Origin of the sequence: Bacillus sp. FSL W7-1354 (genome assembly GCF_038002405.1) — a bacterium.
GTDB lineage: Bacteria > Bacillota > Bacilli > Bacillales > Bacillaceae > Bacillus > Bacillus paralicheniformis.
Map to the genome: position 1 here is coordinate 2,169,051 of NZ_JBBOCL010000001.1, position 20,284 is coordinate 2,189,334.

General features: G+C 46.6%; 20 protein-coding genes. 3 read left to right on the plus strand and 17 right to left on the minus strand.

Annotation, left to right across the window (positions count from 1 at the left end; genetic code table 11):
* Positions 1-168: 168 nt before the first annotated feature.
* The 10 genes from MKZ04_RS11000 to MKZ04_RS11045 all read right to left on the minus strand — a co-directional run bounded on the left by MKZ04_RS11000 (position 169) and on the right by MKZ04_RS11045 (position 10,009).
* Positions 169-1,245, minus strand: coding sequence for a bifunctional 3-deoxy-7-phosphoheptulonate synthase/chorismate mutase (locus MKZ04_RS11000; protein ID WP_003184447.1), 1,077 nt, complete (start codon positions 1,243-1,245; stop codon positions 169-171).
* 211 nt (positions 1,246-1,456) lie between these two features.
* On the minus strand, positions 1,457-2,074 hold the full coding sequence (locus tag MKZ04_RS11005; protein ID WP_026579065.1) for a hypothetical protein: 618 nt from the start codon (positions 2,072-2,074) through the stop codon (positions 1,457-1,459).
* 149 nt (positions 2,075-2,223) lie between these two features.
* Positions 2,224-2,550: a bacillithiol system redox-active protein YtxJ gene (ytxJ, locus tag MKZ04_RS11010; protein WP_020452607.1), complete on the minus strand. Its 327-nt coding sequence runs from the start codon at positions 2,548-2,550 to the stop codon at positions 2,224-2,226.
* A gap of 20 nt (positions 2,551-2,570) precedes the next feature.
* On the minus strand, positions 2,571-2,987 hold the full coding sequence (locus MKZ04_RS11015; protein WP_020452608.1) for a YtxH domain-containing protein: 417 nt from the start codon (positions 2,985-2,987) through the stop codon (positions 2,571-2,573).
* 3 nt (positions 2,988-2,990) lie between these two features.
* On the minus strand, positions 2,991-3,413 hold the full coding sequence (locus MKZ04_RS11020; RefSeq protein WP_020452609.1) for a DUF948 domain-containing protein: 423 nt from the start codon (positions 3,411-3,413) through the stop codon (positions 2,991-2,993).
* A gap of 167 nt (positions 3,414-3,580) precedes the next feature.
* Positions 3,581-4,879 carry a UDP-N-acetylmuramate--L-alanine ligase gene (gene murC / locus MKZ04_RS11025; RefSeq protein ID WP_023855512.1) on the minus strand — a complete coding sequence of 433 codons (1,299 nt, stop codon included), beginning with the start codon at positions 4,877-4,879 and terminating at the stop codon, positions 3,581-3,583.
* Positions 4,880-5,144: 265 nt separating this feature from the next.
* Positions 5,145-8,051, minus strand: coding sequence for a DNA translocase FtsK (locus MKZ04_RS11030; protein ID WP_341045894.1), 2,907 nt, complete (start codon positions 8,049-8,051; stop codon positions 5,145-5,147).
* Positions 8,052-8,235: 184 nt separating this feature from the next.
* Positions 8,236-8,841, minus strand: coding sequence for a YtpR family tRNA-binding protein (gene ytpR, locus MKZ04_RS11035; RefSeq protein ID WP_026579063.1), 606 nt, complete (start codon positions 8,839-8,841; stop codon positions 8,236-8,238).
* 18 nt (positions 8,842-8,859) lie between these two features.
* Positions 8,860-9,669 carry a DUF1444 domain-containing protein gene (locus MKZ04_RS11040; RefSeq protein ID WP_020452613.1) on the minus strand — a complete coding sequence of 270 codons (810 nt, stop codon included), beginning with the start codon at positions 9,667-9,669 and terminating at the stop codon, positions 8,860-8,862.
* A gap of 19 nt (positions 9,670-9,688) precedes the next feature.
* Positions 9,689-10,009, minus strand: a complete 321-nt coding sequence (locus MKZ04_RS11045) for a thioredoxin family protein (RefSeq protein WP_003184462.1) — start codon at positions 10,007-10,009, stop codon at positions 9,689-9,691.
* A 290-nt stretch (positions 10,010-10,299) separates the two neighbouring features.
* On the opposite strand from MKZ04_RS11045, the gene MKZ04_RS11050 reads away from it, so the two are divergent.
* Positions 10,300-10,746, plus strand: a complete 447-nt coding sequence (locus tag MKZ04_RS11050) for a YtoQ family protein (RefSeq protein WP_020452614.1) — start codon at positions 10,300-10,302, stop codon at positions 10,744-10,746.
* 52 nt (positions 10,747-10,798) lie between these two features.
* Here the strand turns inward: MKZ04_RS11050 and MKZ04_RS11055 are convergent, their stop codons facing one another.
* Positions 10,799-11,872: a M42 family metallopeptidase gene (locus MKZ04_RS11055; protein ID WP_020452615.1), complete on the minus strand. Its 1,074-nt coding sequence runs from the start codon at positions 11,870-11,872 to the stop codon at positions 10,799-10,801.
* Between the two features lie 136 nt (positions 11,873-12,008).
* On the opposite strand from MKZ04_RS11055, the gene MKZ04_RS11060 reads away from it, so the two are divergent.
* On the plus strand, positions 12,009-12,323 hold the full coding sequence (locus MKZ04_RS11060; protein ID WP_020452616.1) for a PepSY domain-containing protein: 315 nt from the start codon (positions 12,009-12,011) through the stop codon (positions 12,321-12,323).
* 35 nt (positions 12,324-12,358) lie between these two features.
* Here MKZ04_RS11060 and MKZ04_RS11065 read toward each other — a convergent pair whose 3' ends face one another.
* The 3 genes from MKZ04_RS11065 to trmB all read right to left on the minus strand — a co-directional run bounded on the left by MKZ04_RS11065 (position 12,359) and on the right by trmB (position 15,710).
* The gene (locus tag MKZ04_RS11065; RefSeq protein WP_020452617.1) at positions 12,359-14,056 is read right to left on the minus strand and encodes an NAD-dependent malic enzyme; all 1,698 of its coding nucleotides are present in this window, start codon (positions 14,054-14,056) and stop codon (positions 12,359-12,361) included.
* Positions 14,057-14,129: 73 nt separating this feature from the next.
* A complete protein-coding gene (locus MKZ04_RS11070; protein WP_023855520.1) occupies positions 14,130-14,975 on the minus strand; it encodes a YtnP family quorum-quenching lactonase in 846 nt (281 codons plus the stop codon).
* Positions 14,976-15,068: 93 nt separating this feature from the next.
* Positions 15,069-15,710, minus strand: a complete 642-nt coding sequence (gene trmB / locus MKZ04_RS11075; protein WP_341045900.1) for a tRNA (guanosine(46)-N7)-methyltransferase TrmB — start codon at positions 15,708-15,710, stop codon at positions 15,069-15,071.
* A gap of 179 nt (positions 15,711-15,889) precedes the next feature.
* Between trmB and MKZ04_RS11080 the strand changes: the two genes are divergently transcribed.
* Positions 15,890-16,168 (plus strand): YtzH-like family protein, encoded by a 279-nt coding sequence (locus MKZ04_RS11080; RefSeq protein ID WP_020452620.1) that lies wholly within the window; start codon positions 15,890-15,892, stop codon positions 16,166-16,168.
* Here MKZ04_RS11080 and MKZ04_RS11085 read toward each other — a convergent pair.
* The 3 genes from MKZ04_RS11085 to MKZ04_RS11095 form a co-directional block, all read right to left on the minus strand.
* A complete protein-coding gene (locus MKZ04_RS11085; RefSeq protein ID WP_025810990.1) occupies positions 16,163-16,966 on the minus strand; it encodes a phosphotransferase family protein in 804 nt (267 codons plus the stop codon). The two genes, MKZ04_RS11080 and MKZ04_RS11085, sit on opposite strands and share 6 nt — an antisense overlap.
* A 188-nt stretch (positions 16,967-17,154) precedes the next feature.
* Entirely contained in the window at positions 17,155-19,287 is a 2,133-nt protein-coding gene (gene pulA, locus MKZ04_RS11090; protein WP_341045903.1) for a type I pullulanase, read from the minus strand.
* Between the two features lie 26 nt (positions 19,288-19,313).
* Positions 19,314-20,234 (minus strand): YegS/Rv2252/BmrU family lipid kinase, encoded by a 921-nt coding sequence (locus MKZ04_RS11095; protein WP_025810988.1) that lies wholly within the window; start codon positions 20,232-20,234, stop codon positions 19,314-19,316.
* Positions 20,235-20,284: the final 50 nt, after the last annotated feature.

Consider the following 20,284-nt stretch of genomic DNA (forward strand, 5'->3'; position numbering starts at 1 on the left):
CTCTCTGAAATTATACACGGTTTTACCTAATATGAAAACGTTCCCTTTATTTTTATAATTAATTTAAATAAGAATAAACAGCTTTTTAATTAAAAATAAGACATTTTTTCGACAATTTTTGATGACAACTAAAAAAAGGACCGCTCGAAAGCGGTCCATAAACGAATCTTATGCTTTTACTTGAACGAGCGGCTTCAGTTCATTTAACCATTTTTCAAATGTCGGGATATCCATTTGCTGAGCAGAGTCGGAAAGCGCGACAGAAGGATCAGGGTGAACTTCGGCCATGACGCCGTCAGCTCCGATCGCAAGCGCTGCTTTTGCTGTCGGAAGCAGCAAGTCGCGGCGTCCGGTAGAATGAGTGACATCCACGAATACAGGAAGGTGAGTTTCCTGCTTCAGGATCGGCACAGCTGAAATATCAAGCGTATTTCTAGTCGCTGTCTCATACGTTCTGATTCCGCGTTCGCAAAGGATGATTTGATCATTGCCCTGTGACATGATGTACTCCGCTGCATTGATGAATTCCTTTAGCGTTGCGGCAAGTCCGCGCTTCAGCAGAACCGGCTTCTTCACTGAACCGGCGGCTTTTAAGAGCTCGAAGTTTTGCATGTTGCGGGCGCCGATTTGGATAACATCAATGTAATCAATGGCTTCTTCAATATGCTGCGGATTCACGATCTCACTGATGACGGCAAGATCATACTCATCAGCAACACGCTTTAAGATTTGCAGGCCTTCAACACCGAGGCCTTGGAAGTCGTACGGGCTTGTACGGGGTTTGAAGGCTCCGCCGCGAAGCAGTTTCAAGCCTTGCTTTTTAGCTGCGGCTGCAACTTCGGCTACTTGCTCATAGCTTTCAACTGCACACGGACCGACGATAAATCTTTGTTCTCCGTCGCCGATCTTTTCGCCTTTCAAATCAACGATCGTATTTTCAGGCTTTTTCTTGCGGGAAACGAGCAGTGCTTTGCTGTGATCGTCTTCCTGAAGCTCAAGTCCAGCTTTGAAAATCTCTTTGAAAATATGCTGGATCGTCGAGTTTTCAAACGGTCCGTCATTATTTTCAATAATTTCGTTCAGCATCGCTCTTTCTCTGACTGGATCGTAGCGGTTGATGCCTTGCGCTTCCTTCGCTTTTCCAATCTCCTGAACGATTCTTCCTCGCTCATTAATCAGCTTTAATATTTGCAAGTTTAATTCATTCGCCTGCTGCCTCAGCAAATCAAGTTCAGTGTTGCTCATGTTATCCATCCTTTCTTTTTAACTTCACCCTCTATGAGAATAAGAATGATTCAATTGATTAGGGTTTATTATAAACAATGTTTCTTAAAATGTCACGAAAAAATTCTTTATTACCAAAACGCTTTTAAGCGATAAAGCATTATATGCAGTTTATCCCTTGCTGTGCGGGTGTTTGTCGGAAGAATAAAAAAAAAGAATCTTGTTTGATTCTTTAACTTGATAACCTGTATATTCTCTGTATTGCGGTTTCGACGCTAAAAACCCTGTCATTCAAGGCAGCCGCCTTATCATCGGCATGTTCGACAATGTTCTCCGTAAATTGTCCGATGTTCTCGATGATCGTTTTCGGGAGCCTCTCCTGTCCTCTTTTCAGTTCATCTATATCTGTTTCAAGCCGATTCAGCCGCTTGTCCATTGCGTTTAAGCGGTTTTCTACTTTGTTTAAGCGCCCGTCTATTTCTTTGAAGCGCTTGTCGATTGCGTTAAAACGCTTATCTACTCCAACGAAGCGTGCGTCCACTTCATCGAAGCGCTTGTCGATCTCAACGAAGCGTGCGTCCACTTCATCGAAGCGCTTGTCGATCTCAACGAAGCGTGCGTCCACTTCATCGAAGCGCTTGTCGATCTCAGCGAAGCGTGCATCCACTTCATCGAAGCGCTTGTCGATCTCAGCGAAGCGTGCATCCACTTCATCGAAGCGCTTGTCGACCTCAACGAAGCGTGCGTCGATTTTGTCTAAGCGCTTGTCGATTCCATCAAGACGCTGATTGATCGGACTCAATTCTTCTTTTAGAACGGATTGAAGCATGTCCTTTAATTCAGTGTTCAACTCATCACCTCCTGTTTTATTAATTATAACGTACAACCATGGATCAAACGATACATTTTCCTAAAAAGGCATTTCCATGAGGCAAAAGCATCATAACAACATAGAAAACGGCCAAAACGCTATACGTCTTGGCCGTTTTTACCTGCGGATTATCTGCTGTTTTCCGCAAGTGCTTGAGCTGTAATTTGCGAATGGGAGGCGTGCCATTTCACGTTCCCGTTTGTAAAAATGAAGGCTTGAGGACTTTCGTGTTTAATTCCGTACTGCTCAGCGATATAGTTTGACAGCGGTCGGCTTTCCTGCACTTTTAAATAATAAGCCGGTATGTCTTCATGCTGATTGGCGAATGATTCAAATTCTTCAAACGCGCGCCTGCTGATCGGGCATGTCACACTATGTTTCAAAAAGATAAATGTATCGTTGTTTTCTGCAAGCTTTTTAAATTCATCCTCTGTTTGAATGAGCTGTTTCGACACGGTGATCTCCCTTTCCTCCATTATTTCTGGACGGTATCCGCTGTTTCCCTTGCTTCATCTTCTATTTCATTTTTGGCTTCTTCAGCCTGTTCTTCGATTTTAGTCGATGCTTCTTCCTTTAGTTCATCAGCTTTTTCAGCACCTTTGTTTCGCAAGTCTTTGACTTTATCCATGATCTGTGAAGACTGGTCGGCAACAAGCTGTGAAATCGAAGATGTCTTCTCTTTGGCGATGCTGACGTACTCAGAACCTCTCTCCCTCGCTTCGCTTGTGAGCTTTCCGGTCTTATCTTTTAAAACGACAGCCTGATTTCCGAGGTCATCGCGAAGCTCTTTCCCTGACTTCGGTGCTAAAAATAAAGCTGCGGCTGCCCCGATGATTCCGCCTACAAACGTGCCGATTAAAAAATCTTTAGTATTCATTCCATCTTTACTCATAAATTATTCCTCCTTCATCTTCTTTTGTTTCCATCTATTCCAAATTTCCAAAGCTGCATTGCTCCAGCTGACAACTTGAGAAATTTTTTCACGGTTTTGCTCTGCGGCTGATGTGACGGACTCTGAAACCTGCTGAATGGAGCTGTTAAACTGCCTGACCGATGTGCCGACTTCCTGAACGGCATCCACGACCGTATTCAGCTTCAAAGATTTTTCCTGAATATCATCAGCGAGCCGGTTCGTCTTATTCAGGAGCTCCGTTGTTTCAGCTGTGATGCCTTTCATTTGTCCTTCAACACCTTCCAGCGTTGCGGCAACATGATTGAGTGTGACTTGAAGCGATTTTAATGTTTTTGATAAATAGATAACCAGAATAAGAAAGCTGACAGCAATGAGTGCGGCGCTTAAATATAGAATAATAATCATCTTATCCTCCTCGAGCTAAGGTCTTACAATTGATGTATACCCAATTGTTTAAATCGTAAACCTTTATATTTACTTTTTCTACACGCACGAGAGAATTCCTTTAACAGAAACTCCCGGCTCCATATGTACAAAAAAGCAGCGGATTGACTCACACTGCCTTTTTCTCATTATGCTAATACATTTTCATATGCTTTTAAATACTTTTGAATGTCACCTGCGCCCATGAAAATTAACACTGCATTTTCATGCTCCTTTAAAATCGATGTGTCATTTTCATCGATCAGCTTCGCCTGCGGGATTTTCTCCTGCAAATCGCCGATCGTCAGCTTTCCTGCATTTTCCCGGGCAGATCCGAATATATCGCAAAGATATACGTAATCGGCTTTCTTGAGGCTTTCGGCAAACTCATTCAGGAACGACTGCGTACGCGTAAATGTATGCGGTTGAAATACTGCGACAATGTCCCGTTCCGGATACTTCTGTCTGGCTGCTTCAATCGTCACCGTGATTTCAGTCGGATGATGGGCATAATCGTCAATCAACACTTGGCTGCCGGCATGTTTTTCGTTAAATCTGCGTTTAACGCCGCCAAAGGTTTGCAATCCTTCTTTAATGATATCGACATCGACCTGTTCATAATGGCAGAGTGCAATAACGGCCAAAGCGTTCAGAACGTTATGGCTGCCGTATGCCGGTATATAGAAGGTATCGTAGAATGTGTTCCTGACGAAAACATCGAACGTTGTGCCCTCGGTATTTTTGATGACATTTCTCGCCTGAAAATCGTTTTCCTCGGCAAAGCCGTAGTATACGACTGGAACGTTCGCATGGATTTTCATCAAATATTCGTCGTCGCCGCATGCGATAATTCCCTTGTTCACCTGTAATGCCATCGTTTGAAATGCGTCAAATACATCATCGATATTCGCGAAATAATCGGGATGATCAAAATCAATATTTGTCATGATCGCATAATCAGGCTGATAGCTCAGAAAATGCCTTCTGTATTCACAGGCTTCAAGCACAAAGTACTCGCTGTTTTCGCAGCCTTTTCCAGTCCCGTCTCCAATCAGATAAGATGTCGGTTTTGCTTTCTGGATGACATGGGATAAAAGACCCGTCGTTGACGTTTTGCCATGTGCCCCTGTCACGGCAATACTCGTAAATTTCTTCAGATAGTCACCGAGGAATTTATGATACCGCACGACTTGCAGGCCTTCGGCTCGCGCTTTTTCAATTTCAGGATGGGTGTCGGGAAAAGCATTTCCGGCAATAACAATCATTCCCGGCTTGATATTTTCCGGATCAAACGGATATATCGGGATATTTCTCTCCTCTAAAGCGGTTTGTGTAAAAATGTACTTTTCGATATCCGATCCTTGGACATTATATCCATTATCATGGAGAATTTGGGCAAGCGGACTCATACCTGTCCCTTTTATTCCGACAAAATGATAAACAGTCATAATTGTACCTCCAACAAACGTCTATCTGCTTCCCAGTATATGACGCTTATTTCAATTTGCAACCTAAGCTCGGCCGCATCGTTTTCTTCAAAGTCATCATTATATTCAGTATCAGACATTTTCAAGAGTGAATAAACCTCCTGCGTAAAGGATTTTTTTGAACCCTTTCACGGAAGTGCTCTTAAAAACGGATTAAAACGCCGCTGCCGGCGCTTTAATATGCGGCGCTCTAAAAAAAACACGCCCATCTGCTATCATACCATGTTTAGCCGAAAAGTGAACTACTTTCTATTAACTGTTCCAGCTCGGCCTTTGTAATCAGGACTTCTCTCGGCTTACTTCCTTTCGCCTCAGAAATCATGCCTTCCCTTTCCATCATATCGATTAATCTGGCAGCTCTGTTATAGCCGATGCGAAAGCGCCGCTGCAGGCTTGAAGTGCTGGCGCTGTTTTGTTCCACGGCAAATTCGCACGCTTCCAGAAACAGTTCATCCTGATCAAATCCGGCCGGATTTTGTCTGACCAATTGTTCTTGTTCAAATAAATAGTTCGGCTCCTGCTGCCGTCTGACATGTGAAACGACACGGTCAATCTCCCGGTCGGAAACAAAGTTACCCTGCAGGCGGACCGGTTTGCCTGAACCGTTCTCCAGGAACAGCATATCCCCTTTTCCAAGCAGCTTTTCAGCTCCCGCCATATCGATAATCGTTCTTGAATCGACGGCGCTTGATACAGAAAATGCTATTCTTGTTGGTATATTGGCTTTAATCAAGCCGGTAATGACATCAACTGAAGGCCGCTGCGTCGCGATCAGAAGATGGATGCCGCACGCTCTTGCTTTTTGTGCGATTCGGCAGATGCTTTCTTCCACTTCATTCGGAGCGACCATCATTAAGTCGGCAAGTTCATCAATCACGACGACAAGATAAGGAAGTTTTTCACCCATGTTCTGTTCCCGGACTTTTTCATTAAATCGTTCAATTTCCCGAACACCGGAATGGGCAAATAATTCATAGCGCCGCTCCATTTCTTCGACAACCCATTTTAATGCAGCAGTTGCCGCTTTGGCATCTGTGATGACAGGACTGACGAGATGAGGAATTTTATTATACGGAGCAAGCTCCACCATCTTAGGATCGATAAGCAGAAGCTTGACATCCCTCGGCGCCGATTTGAACAGCAGACTGACTAAGATCGTGTTGATGCATACGCTTTTCCCTGATCCCGTAGCCCCGGCAATCAACCCGTGGGGCATTTTTTTCAGATCTGCCACGACGGGCTTTCCGGAAATGTCGAGTCCGAGGGCTGCGGTCAGAGGGGACAGATTCGTTCTGAATTCCGAACTTCTGATCATTTCGCGCAAATAAACCATTTTACTATGCAGATTCGGCACTTCAATTCCGATCGTATTTTTTCCCGGAATCGGCGCTTCGATCCGAATATCTTTCGCTGACAGGCTGAGTTTAATATCATCTGACAGATTTGTAATTTTGTTGACTTTCACTCCGGGTTCAGGATGCACCTCAAATCTTGTCACAGAAGGCCCCTGGGTGACATGAACGACATTTGCTTTGACATTGAAGTTCTCAAGCGTGACGTCCAACAGCTCGCGCTGCTCGTGTATCCAGGCCTGATCATCCTGCTTTTGCGCCGGAGGCACATCAAGCAAAGACATATTCGGGAACTGATATCCTTGAGGCGCTTTTTCTTTTTGTTTATCTGATGAAAGCATCATGACATTAAACGGAACAGAGCCTTTCTTCGATCCCGGAGCAGCTCCTGTTTCCCGTTTCCGCGGAGCCTCAGGCCGCCCCTCAACTGTCCCTGTACTCTCCCGGTCCTGTTCGCTGTTTTCGGGTTCACCAGCGCTTGACGCTGTCTCTTCCGGTTCCGGTGAAAATGATGCATGCTCATGTCTCCAGCCAGCCTGGCTGCTTCCGCTTGTTTCTTCACGAGCGTCAGCCGGCGTGTTGGAATCTGTCCGGTTTTTGTTATCGGAAGGACCATCGCTCTGGTCGGATACTTCAGAACTGCGGCCAGTGTACTGCTTTTCTGGAATTGAAGCTTCCGGGTCAGGCAGCATTTCGTCCGAGCCGTTAGTCTCCCCATGTTCTTCTACGATGGTTTCTGCATCCTCTGCAGTTTCCTTCTCTTCTCCGGTTTCCTCGATCTGATCCAAAAGCTTTTCGATTTGTTCCGGCGTTTGCTCGACGGGAATTGCTTCTTCTTCCGTTATGTTCCATGATGCGGTGGCTGTCTCTTCTTCAGCTTCATACCGCAGCGCTTTCTCTTCGGCAAGCCCGCCGCCTTCTGTCATTCGCTCTCGGCGGATTTCCGTTTCTTCCGGAGTATGTGTTGAGACAGGGGTTTCCGTTCGTTCGGATTCATGCCGCAGCGCTTTCTCTTCGGCGAGCCCAGAGTCTTCTGTCATTCGCTCTTGGCGGATTTCCGTTTCTTCCGGAGTACGTGTTGAGACAGGGGTTTCCGTTCGTTCGGATTCATGCCGCAGCACTTTTTCTTCAGCGGCTTCGCCACCTTCTGTGATTTGCTCTCGGCGGAAATCCGTTTCCTCCGACATATGCGGGACATCTTCAAATTCGGCTCGCCATGTCGGATTGCGACTCTCGCTTTTAGTCAGCGGACGGCCGTTCTTTTCAGTTTGCAAGGAAGGTTCTTCTCGTACCGGCTGCTTATTTCCGGCAACCTTCTGCTCTTTTTCAATTTCTTCGTTAAACAGCGTGACACGCGCTTCCATTTGTTTGTTTGCACGATATGTATAATTTTCCGGTTTGGCTCTTTTCTGTTCATGAAAGCCGTAAACCGGTGACGGGATGACGGACGGCCTAAAGGGTTTTTTCGCCGCTTTCTCTTCATGATGATAGGAATTTCCGGGTTTCGGCTGAGAAGCTGTGTGCCGGCCTGCCGGGCGGCGGGTCCTTTGTTCGCGGCTGTCATCCTTTTCCCGCGGCCGCGAGTTTTGATCAGGTATAACCGGGAAGCGGAATTTCCCTTTTGGATATTCATATACGACTTTTGCGTCGGAAATTTGCGGCATTTCTTCTTCTTTCTCTATAAATGAATCCGCCTCAAACTCTTCTATGTGCTTTTTTTGTTTTTCATTATCTTCATCATCGCCTAAAAACAGGCTGAACATTTTATTAAACCAGCTCATGAATCATCACTCTCTAACTCCCTTAAATTTTTCGGGGACGGTTTTAAGTATACCACTGCTTCCCCACCCAGAAAAGGACAAGTCCTTCTCATGTGTCCGCCCTCCGAATAAAAAAGCCGCCAAGTTTGTCTACCCAGCGGCTTCTTTTTTACATCTATTCGAAAGTTTTGTTCATTTTATGCCGTTAAAATGTAAAAGCTTCTCCTGCTTTACGGCTGTCATCAAGGACAAGAATGCCTTTTTCCTTCGGCGCGTCTGGGAGGTTCAGTTCCTTGGCAGAACAAATCATACCGCTTGACGCCACTCCGCGAAGTTCCGCATCTTTAATAATCATACCGCTCGGCATCACGGCTCCAACTTTGGCTACGACGACTTTTTGGCCGGCTTCAACATTAGGAGCTCCGCAGACGATTTGCAGCGTCTCGCTCCCTACATTCACTTTGCAGACACTCAGTTTATCGGCATTCGGATGCTTTTCTTTTTCTTCGACATATCCGACTACAAACTTCGGAGAAAGATCGACGGTCAGCTCATCTTTCAAACCGTTGCGGACCAGAATTTCATTCACATCCTGGACAAAGGATTCGGAAAGCGCAACAGCTCCGCTTTCCTCAATGCTCACATATGAGGAGACATTAAAAATGTTATAGCCAGCTGTTTCCTTTGTGTCTTTATGAAAAATTTTCACGACGTCTCCGCAGCGCTCAAAAGCGATCTCTTCGCGCGGAATATCGTTCAATGAGATGAGCAGCGTATCGCCTACGCCTTCTGGATTATAAAATGCGTTCATGAGAAAAATTCCTTTCTATCATTTCTTTTTAGGGCGGTTTTTAGCCAGAATAAAGATCGGTTCAAGCTTTCCATCCTCATAAAGGAAAGAAAGCGCAGTGATCGGCACTGTTCCGTTTGCAAAAAAGCTCATCGACATTTGCCCGAGAATATCGTATCCGGCATTGTTGCGGATGTCGGCAATAATCAGCACATCCTGGTGCGGGATTGACACCGCCAGTGTCCCTTCCGCGCTTTTCTCATACTCTGCGAGAATCGATTCGTTCAACACCCTGCTGGCGTCATAGCCGTCATTTGCTCTGAAAAAGTAGAAGTGATTGCCGGCGACTGCGTCTTCTTTGACAACGGTTTGGAGCGAGCGAAGGTTAAAGGAAGCCGTTTCCCGAATCCTTTCCTTTGTCCAGCCCTCTTTTTCCAGCATTTTTTCGTCGATCAGCCGGTATGTGTTTCCAAGGTCGAGCGCGTAGTATATTCGTGTTTCAGCCGTGTGGCCGTCAAAAATCAAGGGAACGCCTGCGCTGGATTTCTCGGGAAAGGAAGTCGAGCGGATGACGGGATAGATGAGACTTTCCCGCCCTTCCATTTCCTGCGACTGGCCTTTCATGGCATTGAGTGCTTCCTCAGTATAATAGACGACTTCGTCAATCGCATCATCTTTTTTCTGCTCCCATTTGGCGATGATCCCCGGGAGTTCGAGTGTAATGCCTTTTCCTGTATTTTTATCCTCGATTCTCAAGGTGTCTTTTTCCCTATCGAAATGAAAGGACCAGTTGTCATTTTGCAAACGTTTTTTTAATATATCGGAAAGTTTCCTTGACGTCATTTTCATAGAGGAACTCTCCTTTCGGCTACTTATTCAGGGAATCTGTCAAAAATTGCTCGATTTCCTCTTTCGTTTTTCGGTCTTTGCTGACAAAGCGGCTGATTTCGTTTCCTTCTTTAAATACGAGGAAGCTCGGGATTCCGAAAATGTCCCACTCCGCGCACGTATCAATAAATTTGTCACGGTCAACATAATAGAATGTAAATTCCGGATAGTTCGCCTCAAGCTCGGGCAAAAACGGTTCTACAAAACGGCAGTCCGGGCACCAGTCAGCCGAAAACATCAACAAGGATAAATCGTCTTTCACAACTTTTTGCAGTTCTTCATTCGTCTCGATCGTTTTCATCACTCAACGCCTCCAATATATGTTCTTATCATCCATTCGGATCATACCAGACAACCGGCTCCATATCCAGCCTTTTGCTGTCCACCTGCTTTTTTAAAAGATGGACGATTCTTTATGTATCTTACCCGTTTTAAAAAGGGAAAATCTTAACGATCCGATCCTCTTTCATATCATAAGCATAATTTTTTTGCTTTATCAAGCCATTCTCGTTTAACATGGTAAGTAATAGGGTAAAAATATCCGTTAAGGCGCCTTGCGCCGTGATCCCATGACAGTCAGGAGGAGCATGTATGGAATTTATCGTTTATCTTGCCGGAGAAATACATAGCAATTGGCGTGAAGAAGTGAAGGAAAAAGCAAAATCGCTCAAGCTGCCGATCACGTTTGTCGGACCGATGGAAAATCACGACCGCTCCGACAACATCGGTGAAGAAATTATGGGCAAGCAGGCTGATTCGATCGCGAAAGATGATGCAGCCTCGGATTTGAATAATTTTCGAACTTCCGTTTTAATGAACAAAGCGGATGTGGTCATCGCTCTTTTCGGGGAAAAATACAAGCAATGGAACACGGCGATGGATGCTTCATACGCGATTGCCAAAGGCAAGCCGCTGATCATCATCCGTCCTGAGTCACTCCATCATCCGTTAAAAGAACTGTCAAACAAAGCGAACATTACCGTAGAAACTGTCAATCAGGCGATTAAATCGTTGTCGTACGTATTTGAAAGCCGGTAGCTGTATCATCAAAAAGAGACCCTGTGCGTAAAGCGGCACAGGGTCTCTTTGTTCAATCATTTCGCAAAATCGATTGTACGGCAGAACTGTCGCAAGCTTTGACAAGCTTGAGCAGCAATTCTTTTGCAGCAAGGTAGTCATCAACGTGGATAATGGAAGCAGATGTATGGATATATCTTGAACAAATGCCGATCACGGCCGAAGGAACGCCTTCATTTGAGATGTGAACACGACCGGCATCGGTTCCTCCAGGGGAAACAAAATATTGATACGGGATGTCATGAGTCTCTGCCGTATCCAGCACAAAATTTCTCATTTCGCTGTGCGTCACCATCGTCCGGTCGAAAATCCTTAACAACACCCCTTTGCCGAGCTGGCCAAATTGATTTTTGTCGCCGCTCGCATCGTTTGCCGGACTTGCGTCAAGCGCGAAAAACAAGTCAGGCTGTATCATATTGGCCGCAGTTTGCGCACCTCTTGTGCCGAGCTCTTCCTGAACGGTCGCGCCTGAGTAAAGCGTGTTCGGAAGTTCTGCTCCTTGCAGTTCTTTCAGCAACTCAATGCTGAGTCCGCAGCCGTAGCGGTTATCCCATGCTTTCGCCATGATCTTCTTTTCATTTGCCATCGGGGTAAACGGACAGATCGGCACGATTTGCTGGCCTGGTTTGACACCGATGCGTTCGGCATCTTCCCTGTCATCCGCACCAATATCAATCATCATGTTTTTGATATCCATTGGACGTCTCCTCTGCTCATCTGTTAAAAGATGAGGAGGCGTGCTCGCGATGACGCCGGGGATCGGCCCGTTGTCCGTATGGATTTCCACCCGCTGAGCCAATAAAACCTGGCTCCACCAGCCGCCCAGTGTTTGAAACCGAAGCAGTCCGTTGTCGGTGATTGATGTCACCATAAATCCCACTTCATCCATATGGCCGGCCACCATAATTTTCGGACTGTCTTCAGGTCCATGTTTAACGCCGAACACGCTTCCCAGTCTGTCCTGGAGGATCTCATCAGCATATTTTTCAAGCTCTTTTTTCATGAAACGGCGGACTAGATGTTCATTTCCCGGGGCGCCGGGGAGCTCCGTCAACGTTTGAAAAAGCGTTCTCGTTTCCTGATTCATCTGTTTCCCTCTTTTCTTATGTATCTCTCTACATTTTACATAAGTGTGCGATGTGTTTCCAGAAGAGAGCCCATCCTTAACACGGACGGACATGTTCTGTATAATGAAAAAAACAAGCTTTGGAGGTGCTGAAAAGATGAAACTGCGCCATTTTCTTCTTGGGGCCGGCATCGGCATTGCCGCGGCCGTTGTTGTCAAACAATATGTCATGCAGCCTTACATTTCTTCTGAAAAAGCGCTGCGCATCGTCAAGTCCGCTTTTAAACAGAGAGGCCCGATCGACGGTTCATGGATATATACCGTTCCGGAAGCCTATACCGTAAACGGCGAAACCGTCATGGTGTACAAAACAGGCATTACACGTTCTGCTTTCGGAGAGCTTGAACAGTACGAAGTCATGGTTGATGCGAAGACAGGCATGATCGTAGATGTGATTGATACCGCAGCATAGCATATAAAAAATGCGGCCTGAAATGGCCGCATTTTTTATATGGCGCGAATCGGCCGGTAGACCGGATGCCACATCGCATCCTGTACAGCTTGAATCACATCGCCCGGCTCATTTTCTGCAACTCCGTCTTTTATGGCTGCTTTAATGACAGCCGTTGCCACTGTTGCGGAAACCGTGCGCAAATCCTCAACCTCCGGAAGGAGCGCTGCGCCGGGCCGTCCGATGTCAACCATACCCGCGATCGCAGCTGCGCTGGCGTAAAACATGTTGTCCGTAATCAGCCTTGCTTTTGATACGAGCGTTCCGAGACCGAGACCGGGGAATACAAAGGCATTGTTCGCCTGGCCGATCGCATAACGGGTGCCGTTGTAATCGACAGGCGCAAACGGGCTTCCTGTGGCGACGAGCGCCCGCCCTTCCGTCCATTTGATCAAATCTTCTGGTCTTGCTTCAGATAACGGCGTCGGATTGGACATCGGAAATATAGCCGGCCGTTTCACATGCTTTGCCATTTCTTTTACGATTTCTTCTGTAAATGCGCCCGATACAGTAGAGGTTCCAATCAAAATGGTAGGCTGCACTTGTTTTACCACCTCAAGCAGATCGATTGTATCCCCCGGGCCGTTCCGGCTAAAGTCTTTGACCTCGTCGGCAGGCCGTGCATACGGCTTTTGAATGTCCTGCAAGTCGTTCATATCATCTGTCAGCAAACCGTTCCGGTCAACACACCAAAAACGGCGGTATGATTCCTCTTCCGACACCCCCTCTTGAACAAGAGCGGCGCGAATTTGCTCTGCGTTGCCGATCCCGGCCGTCCCCGCTCCGAATATGACCACTTTATGATCTTTTAGGGGCATTTTCGATATTTTGACGGCCGCAAGCACCGCTGCAAGGGTGACTGCTCCTGTGCCTTGAATGTCGTCGTTAAAGGTGCAAATTTTGTCTTTGTATTTTTTTAAAATCTGACGTGCATTTTGCGTTCCGAAATCTTCCCAATGCAGCAAAACGCCCGGAAACGTCTCGGTTGCGATTTGAACGTATTGATCAATAAACGATTCATAACGCTCGCCTCTGATTCTTGAATGCTGATTCCCGACATAAAGCGGATCATTGAGAAGCCTTTCCTGGTTCGTCCCCGCATCAATGACAACGGGAAGGACCTTGTTAGGATCGATGCCCGCAGCCGCAGTATAAACGGCAAGCTTTCCGATCGAAATGGCGATGCCTCCGACTCCCCAATCCCCGATTCCGAGAATCCCTTCAGCATCAGTGGCCACAATCAAATCGATCCGGCTTTTTTTAGCGGCCAGATTTTCAAATGCCGTTTTCATGCCTTCAGGGTCATTAACCGACAAAAACAGCCCCCGCGGCTTTCTGTATTCATGGCTGTATTGCTGGATTGCCGTTCCGACAGTCGGGGTATAAACAATCGGCAGCATTTCTGTCATATGGTCGTTCAGAAGCCTGTAGAACAGCACTTCATTTCGGTCATGAAGCGCCGTTAAATAGACGTTTTTGCTCAAGTCATCAGGTTGTGATTGGAACTGTTTATACGCCCGTTTTGCCTGTTCTTCAAGCGTCAGCACCTTGGGAGGAAGCAATCCTGTCAAGCCGAGAGCTTCCCTTTCCTCCGGAGGGAAGGCAACCCCTTTGTTCAGCAGGGGCGTTGCAAGGACTTCAAATCCTCTTAATTGCGTCTCGATCACTTGTTCATTCAGATTATTGTGGCTCACCCGTCGTCTTCCTTTCAAAAGTTAGTTATCCTTAGGATGGATAACTACAAAGCAAACCATTCACCAAAATAGCTTAGCGCCTTTCTCTCTTTACTGACTCTGCAATCTCGCCGTTTTCATCCCATTTTAATGCCCTATAAATGGCGTCATGGTAAAAAATGTACCAGGCGTTTTTCTCGGCGGCTTTCGCCTGCCATGCTTGCTTCGCCGCAATCGATGTCATCGGATAATCGTCGTACGCCAGCACCCAGAGAGGATTCTGATGGGCATGCGTCGGCATAATATCAGCCATATGAAGGGCCGTTTCGCCGGCATCCTCAAGAACGATCACGGAATGACCGTCGCTGTGGCCGCCTGTATGATGCATCGTAATTCCCGGCAAAACTTCGAGCTTCTCATCGAAGGTCCTCACTTGATGCTGAACTGCTTCCCAGTTTTCTTTCCAATATGTATTTTTGGAGCGGATATTCGGATTTCTCATCTCTTCCCATTCGATCGCAGACGTGTAAATCGCTGCATTCGGAAACACGGAAACAAGGCTTTCTCCCTCATATCGCGTCAATCCGCATGCATGGTCAAAATGGAGATGTGTCATCAGAACGGCGTTGATATCTTCCGTTGAGAGCCCGAGTGCTTTTAACGAGTCAGCAATTGACGATTCTTCGGTGACCCCGTAATTTCGTTTCTGCTTATCCGTCAGTTTGCCGCGTCCGATACCGGAATCGATCAGCAAATTTGTGCCGTCTTTCTGAACAAGTATAGGGTCTGTTCTCAGTTCGATCTGATTTTTCTCATTGACGTCATACTTTTTAGACCAAAGCGGCTTGGGCACAACGCCGAACATGGCGCCTCCGTCCATGTGTGTGACGCCTCCGTTCAGCCATGTCAGCTTGATTCGTCCGATTGTTAAAGTTTCCATGATCATCCCTCCTTCTCCTATCGTAGCAAAAAACGCAACCCGAAGCTTCATTTGAAAGCAAAAAAACAGACCGCCGGAAGCAGTCTGTTTTTTTTATGTTCGCCATTCAGCTTCTACTCTGTAGATCGGCTGGCCTTTAGCGGCGAACTTTTCTTCGTATTCGGTCATCACGTTTCCTTGAAAATCGCTTTGATGCAGGTCAAGGCTGACGAACGTCAAAACGAGTCCGTATTCGGAAAAACTGGTAAGGGAGTACTCAAATAACCCGCGGTTATCGGTTTTGAAATGAATCGATCCCTTGCCTCCGAGCACCTGCTCATACTTTTTCAAGAACGCTTGATTGGTCAGACGGCGCTTTGCATGGCGTTTTTTCGGCCACGGGTCGGAAAAATTCAAATAGACCCGGTCGACCTCCCCATCTGCAAAAACGTCTGAAAGCATATTGGCATTAATGTTCAAAAGCTTTACATTCGGCGCCTCTGTCTGCTTTACTTTATCAACAGCGGTTACGATGACGCTTTTAAATAATTCGATTCCGATATAGTTTACATCCGGATTTTGCAGGGCCATTCCTGAAATAAATTGCCCTTTTCCGGTTCCTACTTCGATGTGGATCGGGTTGTCATTTCCAAAAATGGAATGCCATTTCCCTTTACATTGAGACGGCTCGCTGATCACAATATGAGAGTTTTCAGCCAGATAGTCATCCGCCCAAGGCTTGTGACGCATTCGCATGTACTACACCTCTATTTATTATATCGTCTTACAACATACCATGAAATCCCGGAATCCCGCAAGGCCTCTTCCAAAGCAAAAAAGACCGAAGATCGGCCTCCGGGTCTTTCGCGTATAAATTACAGCTTTCTGAACATTTTAATCCATATACTCCGAGAATGAAGGGAAGTGCCAATATTATGGGCTTAAATCAGCAAAATCAGATTCATCTATTAAAAGATATTCTCTCAGACCATCAGGCAGACTGCACCGGAACCGTCGCTGAGTGCGAACAGATGGAGCGGATTATCAAGTCTTTAATGGCAAATACGAATCTTGACGCCGGCCTGAAAGGCGTTCTCGAAGACATTTATTTGTACAGCCAGAGGGGAAAATCGTCCGCTTCAATCAACAGCCACATTCAGGAACACCAGGATCATCTCACACAATGGGTGGAAGATATCGGCTCATTTTCATGAAGCTCCGGCGAGACGCTTCATTAATGCGTGAAGCTGTTCCAGCCCTTGGTGAAAGCCTTCCTGATTGCCTTTCGCTTCTTGCCAGAGTGTTGTCATTGCTTTTTCCGCCAATACGTACCAGGCCATTCTCAGCCTGAGATTGTCCGTTAACGAAGAGCCGTAGCGTTCGAGCCAGCTTCCCCATTCCCGCTCTTCAACGTAATGATAAAGAAGCGGCCCCAGATCGATCGCGGGGTCTGCAATCATCGCTCCATCCCAATCGATTAAATAAAGCTGGTTCTGATCTGTAAGAAGCCAATTGTTATGATTCACATCGCAGTGACAGACGACCTTTTCTCCGGACTGTACATCATCGAGATGGTGCTCCAGATACAAAAGGGCTTGGTCAAGCTGCGGTATCGGATATTGCCGGGCCTGGATAAACTGCTTCAATTGAGTGATTACAGAGTTTGGCTGAAAAGGCTGCTTGCCGAGTCTCTTCAGCATGTCTAAAAGCTCTTTGGAGCTGTGAATTTTCCGAAGCATCTCAGCCACCGCCTGGCTGTTCATATCCTTCGGCTTCAGTTCTCTTCCCTTGAGCCAGTGCTGTGCTGTAATCACATCCCCGTTTTCCATTCGTTTTGTCCAAACGAGCTTAGGAACAATTCCTTCCGCGGACAGGACAGCCAAAAAAGGAGAGCTGTTGCGCTTTAAAAAAAGCTGCTGTCCATTATGTTCTGCATAATATGCGTCTCCTGTAGCTCCTCCTGCGGGGGAAATCTCCCATTCGCTACCTAGTAATTGTCCCAACCAGTTCATATCGATTTTCAACCCATCATTTCATTAAAAGATTTTAAAAAGCATCTGCTCCCTAGAGCGGGCAGCAAACCGCTTGTATTGTCGTCTCTTTATATTCAAATAAAAAGACGGCTATTGAGAGTCATTTGTGCTAAACAATAGCCGTCTTTTAAATTTTAGCGCTAGACGCCAAACTTCGTCAAGCAAAACTAAAAAATCCCTTTTGGTTCGTATAGAACATAGGTTCCGATGCCGTTCAGCCGAAGCCTTTTTTCCGCTTGAACCTTCCCATTGAAGAACGTAAAAGGATCGCAGTGCAGCAAGTACTGTTTCTGGGCGGGCAGCTCAAGCGTTTCCTTTTTTGCAGACGGACAATGCACCACTATGATTTCGTTCCAGGGATCAAATGCTGCAATGTTCTTCAGCTTGTAGGCCGTCACTTCTCCTGTACCGCTCATAAAAGAAAGATGTTCCTTGACTTCCTCCTCTTTTTGCAGACGAAAAGCGGGATGGCTTCTCCGCAGCCTGATCAGCTGGCGCACATATTCAACTTCCTCGCAAAGCTCCGCCCGCTTTTCCCAATCGAGCCTGTTGATGCCATCTCCCGACCTGTAGCTGTTGCTGTCCCCATTCTTTGTTCGGCAAAATTCCTGCCCGGCATGAAGAAATGGAACGCCTTGCGAAAGCAGGACGATCGACAGCGCGAGCCTTTGTCTGAGCCGTTTTGTGCAGGCATCTTCTTCCGAACAGAAGGCCATCTTATCCCAAAACGTATGATTGTCATGGCACTCCGCATAATTGATTGACTGTGGCGGCAGCAAGAATCCCGGTGAGCCGGCAATTCCATGTTGAAGCTCAGCTTTTTTTCCAGTGTCCCCTAAAGCATATCCGCGGTCACCGAGCTCAAATGTACTCCCTTTGACTGCGTTTCTGAACCGATCATTAAAAAAGCCGACCGCCGGAACTTTCCTGGCATTTTGCAATGTTGCTTTTTGCCCGCTTTCAAGCGGGGTATTTAAATCCCAGCCTTCTCCGAACAGGAGCGCGCCCGGCTTCACATTCTCGGCAAGCTTACTAATTTGGCGGACGGTTTCAATATCAAGAATGCCCATTAAATCAAAACGAATTCCGTCGACATCATATTCTTCAAGCCAATAGCGGACAGAATCGAGAATATATTTTCGCACCATCAGCCGCTCAGATGCAATGTCATTTCCGACGCCTGTTCCGTCGGCTGGAAAACCGTATTCATTATGTCTGAAAAAATACCCGGGAACCGTTTTTTCAAAAGGGGATGTTTCCCTCTTGTACACATGATTATATACGGCATCCATGATCACGGAGAAGCCGTGTTTGTGCAGCGTCTGAATCATCGTTTTCAGCTCGGTGATTCTGCTTTTGGGGTTCTGCGGATCGAGCGAATAGCTTCCTTCAGGCGCATTAAAATGAAGGGGGTTATAGCCCCAATTATAGGATTGGTCCGGAGACAGCTCGTCAACTCCGGCAAAATCGTGAAAGGGCAGAACCTCGATATGGGTGACGCCGAGCTCTTTCAAATAGGCAATTCCCGTTGAGAAGCCGCCGGACGTTTCAGTTCCGTCCTCTGTGAAAGCAAGATATTTGCCTTTATGGCGCATACCGCTGTCTTCATGAATCGAAAAATCGCGGATGTGAACCTCATATATAACCGCATCACACGGACTGTGAAGGCTTGGCGCACGGTATTTTTCCACTTTGACTTCCTCAGGATCTATTACAACGCCCTTTTCCCCGTTTACCGTAACAGCTTTCGCATAAGGATCGACTGTCAATAACGGCGTCCCGTTTACATAAAGCTTATATAAATAGGACCAGCCGTTCAGATCGCCTTCGATCGTTACCTCAAAAACACCCTTTTCTCTGCGCATCATTTGAAAAGTATTTGTTTGAAGCGAATCAGGGCTCTCCAGCTTGATCGCTGCCGTACTCGCGGTCGGCGCCCATACCTTAAATAAAGTACGCTCTTTTGAATAAAAAGCACCGAGACGGCCGTCATAAAAAAAAGCCTTGTCAAACGCCGCACTTCGCGTAACAGAACCAATTTGCAGGTCTGTCCAGACGCTTTCTTCACAGCATACTTTATGAACTCTTCCGAATGGAACGGGGCGGCTGCTTTCGAGAACATACTTGAATTTCTCCTCAAGCTCCTCCGTCGCTTTTACCGAAAGCTCTATCTTCCCTCCTTGATCATCTTCAAGCAGAAAAGGGGGGCTGCAGCTTGAGGCGCGGCTCTTCGGAACTAAAACAGTGATCGTTCTCATTTCATCGAGATAAGCTTCAAAGGGGCGGCTGATACCCGGCATCTCAGTCTCTCCTTCATTCGAAAGATTTATGCTCTTAACCGAAGAGATTCGGTCCCTGTTTTGATGAAAACGGGCGCCCAGCCGATCACCTCTCCATCCGCTTGAAAGAGCACCCGCTCATTCGTATGAAAATAAATTTCTTTCGTCTTAAACGCCGTAACACCGTTTTTACCGATGTGTTTGCCGAATATCATTGCAAACAAGAGGCCGGCTTTTTTCAATACGGAGCGGTCTTCAATAATGATCACATCTAAAAACTCATCCCGCGGATTCGCGTTCGGTGCAATCTTCATGTCTCCGCCATAGTAGGGGTGATTTGAAACCGACGCAAACCAGATTTTTTTAAACGTACGCTTGTCATCCCCATTCTCATACGAAAGAACAAACGGTTTAAACGTAAACGCCGTAACAAAGAAAATCAGTGGCTGAATCAAATGATTCAGCCTGAGAGCAGCCGTCCATTTCGGCAAAGCAGTCATCTTTTTGACGGCGCAGGCATCAAATCCTAGGCTGAGATGATTGGCAAAATAAAGTTCGTTTTCACTGTCTTTCGTATGAAAGCTTCCGAGGGCATAGGTCCGGGTCAGCGATTGCCCTTTTCGCTTCATTTCTTTAATGACATTCGATTTTTTCACGGCAAAGCCGCGTTTAAAATCATTATTTAAGCCCGACGGGATGACGCTCAGCTGAATGTCCCGCAAGCTGACTAAGCCGTTGAGCACTTCATGGACGGTTCCGTCCCCGCCGATCACCAGCAGACGCTTCAGCCTGTCATCCTGCATCGTTGATATTTGCCTTGCCAACACTTCAGCATGCCCGGGATGCTGGGTCATAAATGAGCGGTACGATATATTTGCCTTTTGAAGGTCTTTCTGCAATGATTTCCATACTCTGAAGGCCGTCGCATTTCCCGCCTTTGGATTTATGATGATATACCAATCGCTCATGATTCCATTCTCCATTTTATAGTATGAAAAAGCCGGGATAACGTTCTGGC